Origin of the sequence: Cyanobium sp. A1C-AMD (assembly GCF_024346495.1) — a bacterium.
GTDB lineage: Bacteria > Cyanobacteriota > Cyanobacteriia > PCC-6307 > Cyanobiaceae > Cyanobium_A > Cyanobium_A usitatum.
The window spans coordinates 1-9,841 of sequence record NZ_JAGQDB010000084.1; the positions used below are offsets into that span (position 1 = coordinate 1).

Consider the following 9,841-nt stretch of genomic DNA (forward strand, 5'->3'; position numbering starts at 1 on the left):
GATGCTGGAGCTGCCCGTGTTCACCACCAGGGCGTGGGTCATGCGATCGGGTGCAGGCCTTTATTGGGCATAGCGTTGCAAGTCTTGCCTTAAAACTGCCGGCAGCTGCTCGGCCTTCAGTTTTTCCTGGGCACCACCTTCGGCGCCAACAAAGCCTCTCTAAAGCCGGATTTTCAGGGCAGCAACAATCTCCAGGGCAGGGTTTCTCCAGCATGGAAGGGCACCAGTTCGACGGCGGTGCCGGCCGCATCATTGAGGTGGAGCCGGCTGGGCACCTCCAGGGGCTGCCGCTCCAGGGTGACCGTGGCCTCGTTGAGCGGTAGCCCGTAAAACCGGGGCCCAAACTCCGACGCGAAGGCCTCCAGCCTCTCCAGGGCATTCTCCTGCTCAAACACCGCCGCGTAGCTCTCCAACGCAAATGGGGCATTGAAAATGCCAGCGCAGCCGCAGGCCGCTTCCTTGGCAGTGCGGGCGTGGGGTGCGGAATCGGTGCCCAGGAAGAACTTCGGGTTGCCGGAGGTGGCGGCGGCCCGCAGGGCGATGCGGTGCAATTCCCGCTTGGCCACCGGCAGGCAGTAGAAGTCGGGCCGCAGGCCGCCGGCAAACAGAGCGTTGCGGTTGATGTGCAGGTGGTGGGGCGTGATCGTGGCCGCCAGGTTGGCCGGCCCGCTACGCACAAAATCAACCGCATCACTGGTGGTGATGTGCTCAAGCACCACCTTCAGGCCGGGGTGGCGCCCCAGTAGGGGCTCCAGGTGGCGCTCGATGAATACCGCCTCCCGATCAAAAATGTCGATATCGGCGCTGGTTACTTCGCCGTGGATCAGCAGGGGCATGCCGATGCGCTCGAGGGCGTCGAGCACGGGCGTTATCGCCTCGATTGAGCTGACGCCGGCGGCGGAATTGGTGGTGGCATTTGCCGGGTAGAGCTTGCAGGCCACCCAGGCGCCAGCGTTGAAGCCCCGTTCGATCTCGGCGGGATCGATGGCATCGGTGAGGTACGCCGTCAGTAGTGGTTGGAAGCGACTGCCGTCGGGCAAGGCTTCGCGGATGCGGAGGCGATAGGCCTCGGCTGCCGCAGCAGTGGTTACCGGCGGGCCCAGATTTGGCATCACGATCGCCCGGGCGAACTGGCGGGCCGTAGCCAGGGCGACGGCCTGGAGCATGGAGCCATCGCGCAGATGCACATGCCAGTCATCGGGTTGACGCAGGCTCAGCTGCTGGCTTGGCATGGCGCGGGATCGGTTGAGTTGGAACTGGTAAGGATTCGTGTCTTGACGGCATTGTTGCCGCGGGCACACAGCCCTCTGTTTAGCGTTGTACCTAGCTCGCCGGCGGGCTTCCTTCCGAACTTTCCCAGCATGACCGTTGCCCCCAAACCCACGATCGGAGAATTGGAAGCTGGTTACTCCGGCTGCTGCAAGGCCCTGCGGCTACTGATCCGGGAAGGGCGCAGCTTGGAGGCGATCAAGCGCACCGTGGCCTGGGACCGACTCAGCCTGCTCCACTCCTGCCTACCCACCCGCTACAAGGCACCCGACTATCTCTACGCCCTGCTCAAACGGGAGGTGACCGAAGCGGTTTGAATCCTTAGCGTTGTGAATCCATAGCTGTGTGAATCCTTCGGGCTTGTCCATTTGACGCTTCCCGTCTAAAGCGGGAGGAATGGCATCCAGCCGCTGCTCCACCAGCGGCCCTTTTTATGGCCCATCACCAAATTTTGATTGTCGGCGGCGGCGCCGCCGGCATCACCGCCGCCGCCCAGCTGAAACGGGCCCGTCCGGCCCTTGCGGTCACGATTCTCGAGCCCTCCAGCAATCACTACTACCAACCGGGCTGGACCCTGGTGGGTGCAGGTGTGTTCAGCCTTGAGGAGACTCGCCGCGCTGAGGCCGATCTCATCCCAGCGGGGGTGACCTGGATCCGCGATGCGGTGGCTGGTTTCGATCCGGATCGCAACCTGGTGAGCACGGCCAGTGGCCAGAGCCTCAGCTACGACGTGCTGGTGGTAGCCACCGGCCTGCAGCTCTGCTGGGACAAGATCAAGGGACTGCCCGAGGCCCTCGGCCAGGGCGGGGTGTGCAGCAACTACAGCCAGCACCACGCCACCTACACCTGGGACACGCTCCAGGCCTTCAAGGGCGGCCAGGGGGCGGCCGGCAACGCCGTGTTTACTTGTGCGCCGATGCCGATCAAGTGTCCGGGGGCGCCCCAGAAGATCGCCTATCTGGCTGCCGATGTTGTTGCCAAGAAGCGACTGGCGGCAAAGGTGATCTATGCCACCGCCACCCCTGGCATCTTCGGGGTGCCCGTATATGCCGCACCGCTGCGGGAGGTGGTGAAGCGCAAGGGTATTGATGCCCGCTACAACCACGTGCTTACCGAGGTACGTCCCCAGAGCCGGGAGGCGGTGTTCAAGGTGAGTGAGGGCGAAACCAGCCGCGAAGAAGTGATCGGTTACGGGATGCTGCACGTGACGCCGCCGATGGCTGCCCCCCAGGTGGTGGCCGATAGCCCGCTGGCAGCGGCGAGCGGCTTCGTCGAGGTCGACAAGTTCAGCCTGCAGCACACCCGCTACGCCAACGTGTTTTCGCTCGGCGATGTCAGTGGCATGCCGAACTCCAAGACGGCCGCGGCGGTGCGCGGCCAGGCGCCGGTGCTGGTGGCCAACCTGCTTTCCCTGCTCGATGGCCAGCCCTTAGCGGCGGCCTACGACGGTTACAGCTGCTGCCCTCTGATCACCGGCTATGGCAAGGCGATCATGGCTGAGTTCAACTATGAGCAGCAGCCGGTCCCCTCCTTCCCGCTCGACCCCACTAAGGAGCGCTGGAGCATGTGGTGGATCAAGCGCAAGCTGTTGCCTGGGCTTTATTGGAATCGCATGCTCACCGGTGCCCAGCACGAGCGGCGTTTTATCCCCGGACTGAAGGGCTAGCCGTGTAGGCGCCGCCCTTCACGCAACATTTCTGAGGGGCGAATGCCGTAGGTGTTGTGGAAGTCGCGGCTGAAGGCGGAGAGGTTGCTAAAGCCCAGTTTTGAGGAGATGCCGGCCACGCTGTCGCTCGGCGAGGGGTTGAGCAGGTGCTGACGGGCCAGGCCAAGGCGCTGGCGGCGGACCCATTGGATTGGTCCGCAACCGAAGCGTTGGCTGAAGGCGAGCTGCAGGTTGCGCCTCGAATAGCCGCTGCGCTGCTCCAGCTGCGTGAGGTTGATTGGTGATTGCAGATTGGCCCCAATCCACTCCAGCAATTCTTCGAAGATCAGCTCCCTGGAGAGCCCCTCGCCATGCCCGCTACCCCGCTGCTCTAGTTGGGGGCAAAGGGCTAGGGCCAGGATGCGATAAATGAGGTCGTCGAGCTGCAGCACCTCCAGATCGCCACGGGCTTGCAGCTCCGGCGCATCCAGCAGGGCAAAGGCTCGACGCATGGTGAGCAGCAATTTGGCCTGCCGCTCCTCGGTCGTTGAGAGCACTTGGGGACGCTGCAGATCAGGGGCAAAGCGTCGACCGGAGAGCCCCATGCCGCCGATGGCAGCGGCCGTGTCCTGCAATCGCTGTAGATCTACGTGCAGCACTAGTCCGTTGTAGTGCCCACTTGCGTAGGTGTAAGAGAAGCCTGGGTTGAAATAAAGGGGCGCTTCAGCGTGAATTTGGAAGGTGTTCCCGTCCACTCCGTAGGAAGATTCCCCCTGATAGCAGATGTTGATTGCGCCTACGCCGGGGTTATCACCGATGCAGCCATGGATAGGGCTTGTATATCCACAGGTGAGGGTGAGGTCTCCCGCTACGGCAGTGCTGGCCCGGTGCCGAAACGGGTTGAGCAAGGGGTTGCGAGGGGCAAAATCCTGGAGAGGAAAGTGCTGGGCCAGCTTGGTCGCGAGGGCCTGGGGATCTAAATCCACCACCGCTTGCTGGTCGTGGAACACCAGGGGGAACTGGGAGACAGGATCCAAGCCAGACCAAAATCGACGCTCACACCCTATGGAAAACTGGCTGCAGCACCAGTAGCTGGGATGCAGTATTAATGCTTAGTGATTTATGGCTCAGCCCTGCTCCGGGAGATTGAGCAGGATGTTCTTGCTTTCCTTGAGATCGTTCCAGATGCGGCGGATTTCGTCGTAGGCCTGCTCCTGACTCATCTTGCCATTGCTTTGCAGGCCCACCACTAGCCCGACCCTCTCGGCAAATGATTCGAGGTTTTGGTGGAACATCAAACGCTCGGGAGTCCAATCGGAGCCCCGGTAGGCGGAATGGGGTTCAAAAGGCGAGCTAATGCCGTTGGCTATGCCTTGCGGATCGGATGGGGTGGGCCTGGGCCCCGCACTGGACATTGAGATCTTCCAACCCTGACCAACTTAGAAGAATTGGATTAAGGGGCGTTGAAGGGCGCTTCGGTGTCGTCAGGAGCACCGGCGGTATCAGGTCGGCGGCCGCAACATGCCAAACCATCAGATCTGCGCTCTCATGGATCAGTCCACGGGTAGTAGGTGGCTACAGGTTGTGATGTGTCTGCTGATCCAGGCCAGCATCATTGCCGGTGGTCAACTCTTGATCCGCTGGCAGGCTCCTGAACTGACCCCAACGTGCTGCGCCCCACCCCTGGTGCTCTGAATTCCCACCTCCTGGAGGAGCGGCCGGCCAATTTGCCAGCCCACCTCTACGTCTCTGGCGGGCGGCACCGCAGTTGTTTCAGTGCCGTGTTGTTTGAGCCAGACGGCCCCCGGCTGATATTCCTGCACGATCCTGCTGAACTTTTGCCTCTGCAGGCGCTCGGCTATCCCATCTGGCTGAGGGTGATGGGCCTGGGGGATCCAGGGGCAGTTGAGGCCATGCTCGACGTAGTCCAGGTGCCTCGCATGTTGCTGCCTCCCCTACTGGAGGTACCCCAGCGCTCACGGGTCGACGGGCTAGGGGAAGCCGTGATTGTGGTGCTGCACCGGCTCAGCTTTGCGCGTGATCCATTTCACCTGCTCAGCTCCCAGGTGGGTCTGCTGCTGCTGCCCAATCTGCTGGTCACCTTTGAGGAGGCGCCGGCGGGGGAGTCGTTTCCGGAGCTCACCGCTTGGCTGGAATCCAGGGTGGGTGAGGTGGAACATCGCGACCTTGATGACATTCTCCACTTCCTGGTGGATGAGTTGCTCGATGCCCTCTTCCCCATGCTTGAGCAGATCGCCAATCGCCTCGACGATCTGGAAGAAGCTGCCTTGCGGGACCCTAAGCCGAAGTTATTGGCCCGGGCTTTTGTGTATCGCAGCAACCTGCGCACGATTCGCAACCAGGTGTGGCCCCTGCGCCACCAGATCCGGGTGCTGCTGCGCCAAAGGCAGCAGCTACTAGGCGCCGAAGCCCTGGTTGGCTTTCAGGAGATGGCAGATCTGGTGGAGTTGCTGTTTGAAAACTGTGAGTTGTTGCGACACCAATGTGATGCCATCACCCAGGCCTATGCGGCCAGTGTGGGCAACAGGATGAACCAGGTGATGAAAACCCTCACCATCCTCACCAGCATCTTCGCGCCGCTCACCTTCATCGCCGGTATCTACGGCATGAACTTCGAGAATATGCCGGAGCTGCGTTGGCATCTGGGCTATCTCTACTGCATTGTTTTGATGGCGATCGTGTCGGTGATCCAGGCCTACTGGCTGTGGCGCCGTGGTTGGTTTGCGGATTGGACGGCACCTCGCTGAAGCCACAACCTGGCCTTAACCCCCAGAAGCCCTCCGATCACCCAGAGTTCTATTGCGGTTGTGATCGTTATGCTCCCTACCTTGCGCTTTGCCTGGCTTGCCCCGATGGTGTCCCTCCTGCCGGCGGGCGCGCTGGCAGCATCGGAGCCGATCCTCATCGGCGGTTCGAGCACGGTGTTCCCGGTGATGCAGGCGGCGATCGCGGCCTATCAGAAGGGCGGCGCCAATCGCCAGGTGCGCTTTGAGCTCAAGGAAACCGGCACCTCGGCGGGATTTCGGCAGTTCTGCAGCGGTAAGTTGCACCTGGCCAACGCCTCGCGTCCGATCAATGCCAAGGAGCTCAAGGCCTGTGCGGCCAAGGGGGTGACTTTCCTGGAGCTGCCGATCGGCTTTGATGCGATCACTGTGGTGGTGAACCCCGGCAACACCTGGGCTTCCAGCATCACCACCCGGGAGCTCGCGCGTATCTGGAGTGCGCGGGCGGCTGGATCGGTAAAAACCTGGAGTCAGGTCAACCTCGATTGGCCCAATCGGCCGATTCGACTGTGTGGCCCTGGTAAGGACTCTGGTACTTATGATTATTTCAATAAGGCCATAAATGGTGATGAAGACAATTCGAGGTCGGATTACTTTTCCAGTGAAAACGATAATGAACTAGTTGCCTGCGTTGCCAAGAATCCTGATGCCTTGGGCTATTTTGGATTTTCCTACTACCAGGCCAACGCCAAGCGGTTGAAAGCCCTCAGTATTGTTGGGCCAAAGGGTGCTGTGCTTCCTTCGCTGGCGACGGTCCAAAAGGAAGCCTATGTTCCTCTGTCCAGGCCCCTGTTTATTTACGTAAACGACAAGGCCTTGCGGCAACGCCCGGAGCTGCAGAAATTTGTGAACTACACCATCAAAAATGGTCTCACTCTGGTGAAACAGGCTGGGTCTGTGCCCATCTCCTCCAGTACCTATAGGTTGGTGGAAAGTAAGTTGCATCAAAAAGTGAGCGGCACGGCTTTCGGTGGCGATATCCCCGTAGGACTCACCACCAGCCAGGCCCTGCAGCGCAGTCTCGACAGCATCAAGAAACCGGAATTCCGCTGAGCTCGGCATGGTGTTCCAGGCAACCTCCCACCCCCTCAGCAATGGCCGGTTTGCCCGGGATCTGCTGCAGCGGCAGGTTGCCAAGCTGGTGCAGTTGCAGACCCCTGTTTCCGAGGGCAAGGGTGCCGAGCCGTTGCATCAGATGCGGGTCACCATGCGGAGGCTGCGCACCACCGTGCTCCAGTTCGAGCCAGCCCTGCAGCTGCCCTCGGCCATCAATGACCAGCGCCTGGCCAAATGGGTGCGGCGACTGGGTCTGGCCCGGGATCTCGATGTGCTGCGGGAGCGCCTAGAAGAGGGCTTCCTGCCCCAGCTGCCGGAGGCCGAGGTGAAGGCCCTCCGGCCCGTGCTCAAGCAACTGCGCCGGGAGCGGCAGTTGGCCTACGGCCATGTGGTGGAGGTGCTGCAGAGCCGCTCCTATCTGGAGGGATTGGCCCAGTTGCAGCTCTGGTTGAAGCAGCCGCAATACACGCTGTTGGGGGATCAGCCGGTCCGGGAGTGGCTGATCGAATGGCAGGGGCCCTGCCTGGCCAGCGTGTTTCTCCATCCGGGCTGGCAGGTCAGTAGCGCTGAGGGCGAGGTGGAGGTGCTGCACGAGCTGCGGCGGCAGATCAAGCAGGCTCGCTATCGCCTGGAAAATCTCTCCGCGCTGGAGGGCGTTCAAACTGCCGCCTGCATCGACAGCCTTAAGCAGGGGCAGGAGCTGCTTGGTGAATTCAACGATCTGCAGGTGCTGCAGTGCGCCATCAACGATCAGGTACCAGGTCGGTTGGAGGAGGTGCTGCCCCAGCTGGAGTGGCTGCTGGTGCAGCATCAACGCCATTGCTGGGAGCAGTGGCGCGAGCTGGTCTGCGATGTGCTGCCGAGCAGGCAGCGGCAGTATTTCTGGCGAGCGTTGCTGCCGCGGCCGCGGCTGCGCTGCCCCTGGTCTTGGCTGCAGGACAGGTTCAAGCGGGCTGTCGCCCGCTTCGTCTAAGGGTTGAAGAGCTGGCATTTGCTCGCTGCAGCAGCAGAGCATCAGACTTGCCGCACGCCATGTGTTCTAGAACACCGGATGCATGTAGTCCCCTTGCTCGTAGTTACCAAGCGCCCTCGATAAGTTGCCTCGGACTTCCTTTGTGAAGTCAACCCTATCGGTGTGAGGACCCGATGAATCTTTCCAAAAAACTGTTGCTGGCTCTTGCCGGCGCCAGCATTTCAGCCCCCCTGGCCGCTTCTGCGCAAGAAGTTGCCTCGTTGAACGGCTCGGCCGCTATCAACGAGTACATGCAGCAGCAAGACGTTGATCGCTTCCGCGCCTGGGAATCGAAAAACCAAGTGACCAGCGTCAACCAATTCTCTGATGTGCTGCCCACCGACTGGGCCTATCAAGCACTGAGCAACTTGGTGGAGAAGTACGGCTGTGTGGCCGGCTACCCCAACGGCAAGTTTAAGGGCGGCAACGCCATGACCCGCTACGAAGCGGCCGCCTTGCTGAACGCTTGCCTCGACCGCATCTCCGAGGTGACCGACGAGCTGCAGAAGCTGCTCAACGAGTTTGACTCTGAGCTCACAGTGCTCACCTCCCGGGTGGACGGCCTCGAGTCGAAGGTTGGCCAGCTGCAGGCTCAGCAGTTCTCCACCACCACCAAACTGCGTGGTGAAGCCAGCTTCATCATTGGTGGAACCCCTAACTTTGACGCCCAAGCCGTCACCATTACTGCAGCAGTTAAGGAGGTTAAGGGTACAAAATTTGACGCTGTCACACAAGCAGTTGTTGCTTGTAGTGCAGGAACAGCCGGTTGTGTTGGTGCGACGGCTGCCAAAAACGCTGTGACGGCGGCTCCTAATAATACTGCATTCAACTATGACCTGCGGCTAAGTTTTGACACCAGCTACACCGGTAAGGATTTACTCCGCACTCGTCTGCGCAGTGGCAACTTTAGCTCCCTGCCCTTCGGCAGCAGCAGTCAGATCTTCAAGCTCGACAAGGCTGAATCATCCCAGGGTACGGGTACCAGCAGCAATATCTGGGTGGATCGCCTCTTCTACACTTTCCCGGTGGGCAACGAGGTGAAACTTACTGCCGGTGCGCTGGTGCGGAACACCGAGATTCTTACTTTCATTCCTAGCGCTTATAAGTCGGACATCCTCGACTACTTCGGCTTGGCCGGTGCTTCTGGCACCTACAACAAGGCCACAGGCGCAGGCTTTGGCTTCAACTGGAAGCAGAAGGTGGCTAAAGGTAAGCCCTATATGATCTTTGATGCAAACTACATCTCTGAGAGTAAATTCAACGAATCTAACGTTGGAGCTTTTGACTCCGAAGGTGGCATCAACGTGCTGACCCAGCTGGGTGTGCGCGGCACCAACTGGGGTGCAGCTGTGGCCTACCGTTATGGCTCGGAGGGTTCGAAAGTTCGGGATCCCAACTTCACTCCTGGTACTGTGGGCTTTGAACAAAGCACCAACAGCATCTCTATTGCTGGTTTCTGGGAGCCGATGGATGCCGCTTGGGCACCTTCGATCAGCCTCGGCTACGGCTACAACGCCGGCAGTGGTGGCTTCTTGAATTCCCAGTCGTGGATGGCAGGCTTCCAGTGGAAGGATGTATTCCAGAATGGCAACAATGCAGGTTTTGCTTTTGGTCAAGCTCCCTTCAACAAGGGAAATGACACCGAGAGCTGGCTGTGGGAAGTATTCTACAAGTATCAAGTTACCGACAAGATTTCTATTACTCCTGCAATCTTCTGGGCTAATGACTATCGCAACAACGATGGTAATAGCACCTGGGGTGGCGTAATCCAAACCAACTTCCGCTTCTGATCTCCAGAACGGCCCGCGCACTCCTCACGCAGTTCTCGCCTGCACATCTCACACTTCCAACGCCTCCCCATTTCGGGGAGGCTTTTTTGTAGTTGGGGTTTGCCTATTCAGGGCGATCATCACCCATAGCTTTGCCGCCTCTTAATGGCTTCATAACGTTGGCCTAGGAGGTGGATTGCTAAAGTTTCTACGGAACTGTCTTCTACTTAATGACTTTCCTGAAGCGATCTTTTACTACTCTGGTTTTTGCTGGGCTCATCGGCGG

At 60.0% G+C, this 9,841-nt stretch carries 9 protein-coding genes; 6 read left to right on the forward strand and 3 right to left on the reverse strand.

All coding sequences use genetic code 11. From position 1 onward, the window contains the following. Positions 1-173 precede the first annotated feature (173 nt). Entirely contained in the window at positions 174-1,232 is a 1,059-nt protein-coding gene (gene pyrC, locus KBY74_RS11810) for a dihydroorotase (protein ID WP_254942875.1), read from the reverse strand. A 129-nt stretch (positions 1,233-1,361) separates the two neighbouring features. Between pyrC and KBY74_RS11815 the strand changes: the two genes are divergently transcribed. Both KBY74_RS11815 and KBY74_RS11820 read left to right on the forward strand, forming a co-directional pair. Next, a complete protein-coding gene (locus KBY74_RS11815) occupies positions 1,362-1,586 on the forward strand; it encodes a DUF3136 domain-containing protein (RefSeq protein ID WP_106501525.1) in 225 nt (74 codons plus the stop codon). A 116-nt stretch (positions 1,587-1,702) separates the two neighbouring features. After that, positions 1,703-2,935: an FAD/NAD(P)-binding oxidoreductase gene (locus KBY74_RS11820; RefSeq protein WP_254942876.1), complete on the forward strand. Its 1,233-nt coding sequence runs from the start codon at positions 1,703-1,705 to the stop codon at positions 2,933-2,935. Here the strand turns inward: KBY74_RS11820 and KBY74_RS11825 are convergent. Together KBY74_RS11825 and KBY74_RS11830 are read right to left on the reverse strand one after the other, a co-directional pair. Next, complete coding sequence (locus KBY74_RS11825; RefSeq protein ID WP_254942877.1) at positions 2,932-3,951, reverse strand: AraC family transcriptional regulator; 1,020 nt, start codon at positions 3,949-3,951, stop codon at positions 2,932-2,934. The genes KBY74_RS11820 and KBY74_RS11825 overlap by 4 nt on opposite strands. 90 nt (positions 3,952-4,041) lie before the next feature. After that, complete coding sequence (locus KBY74_RS11830; RefSeq protein ID WP_241518074.1) at positions 4,042-4,329, reverse strand: hypothetical protein; 288 nt, start codon at positions 4,327-4,329, stop codon at positions 4,042-4,044. A gap of 252 nt (positions 4,330-4,581) precedes the next feature. Between KBY74_RS11830 and corA the strand changes: the two genes are divergently transcribed. From corA to KBY74_RS11850, 4 genes are all read left to right on the forward strand, one after another. Continuing rightward, positions 4,582-5,682, forward strand: a complete 1,101-nt coding sequence (gene corA, locus KBY74_RS11835) for a magnesium/cobalt transporter CorA (RefSeq protein WP_254942878.1) — start codon at positions 4,582-4,584, stop codon at positions 5,680-5,682. 69 nt (positions 5,683-5,751) lie between these two features. After that, on the forward strand, positions 5,752-6,771 hold the full coding sequence (locus KBY74_RS11840) for a PstS family phosphate ABC transporter substrate-binding protein (RefSeq protein ID WP_254942879.1): 1,020 nt from the start codon (positions 5,752-5,754) through the stop codon (positions 6,769-6,771). A gap of 7 nt (positions 6,772-6,778) precedes the next feature. Then, positions 6,779-7,747 (forward strand): CHAD domain-containing protein, encoded by a 969-nt coding sequence (locus KBY74_RS11845; protein WP_254942880.1) that lies wholly within the window; start codon positions 6,779-6,781, stop codon positions 7,745-7,747. 173 nt (positions 7,748-7,920) lie between these two features. Beyond that, on the forward strand, positions 7,921-9,576 hold the full coding sequence (locus tag KBY74_RS11850) for an iron uptake porin (RefSeq protein ID WP_254942881.1): 1,656 nt from the start codon (positions 7,921-7,923) through the stop codon (positions 9,574-9,576). The last annotated feature ends 265 nt before the right edge of the window (positions 9,577-9,841 follow it).

Excerpts from the sequence above, each read along its gene's own strand:
- pyrC (WP_254942875.1), bottom strand. The coding sequence starts at position 1,232 with ATGCCAAGCCAGCAGCTGAGCCTGCGTCAACCCGATGACTGGCATGTG.
- KBY74_RS11815 (WP_106501525.1), top strand. The coding sequence starts at position 1,362 with ATGACCGTTGCCCCCAAACCCACGATCGGAGAATTGGAAGCTGGTTAC.
- KBY74_RS11820 (WP_254942876.1), top strand. The coding sequence starts at position 1,703 with ATGGCCCATCACCAAATTTTGATTGTCGGCGGCGGCGCCGCCGGCATC.
- KBY74_RS11830 (WP_241518074.1), bottom strand. The coding sequence starts at position 4,329 with ATGTCCAGTGCGGGGCCCAGGCCCACCCCATCCGATCCGCAAGGCATA.
- KBY74_RS11840 (WP_254942879.1), top strand. The coding sequence starts at position 5,752 with ATGCTCCCTACCTTGCGCTTTGCCTGGCTTGCCCCGATGGTGTCCCTC.
- KBY74_RS11845 (WP_254942880.1), top strand. The coding sequence starts at position 6,779 with ATGGTGTTCCAGGCAACCTCCCACCCCCTCAGCAATGGCCGGTTTGCC.
- KBY74_RS11850 (WP_254942881.1), top strand. The coding sequence starts at position 7,921 with ATGAATCTTTCCAAAAAACTGTTGCTGGCTCTTGCCGGCGCCAGCATT.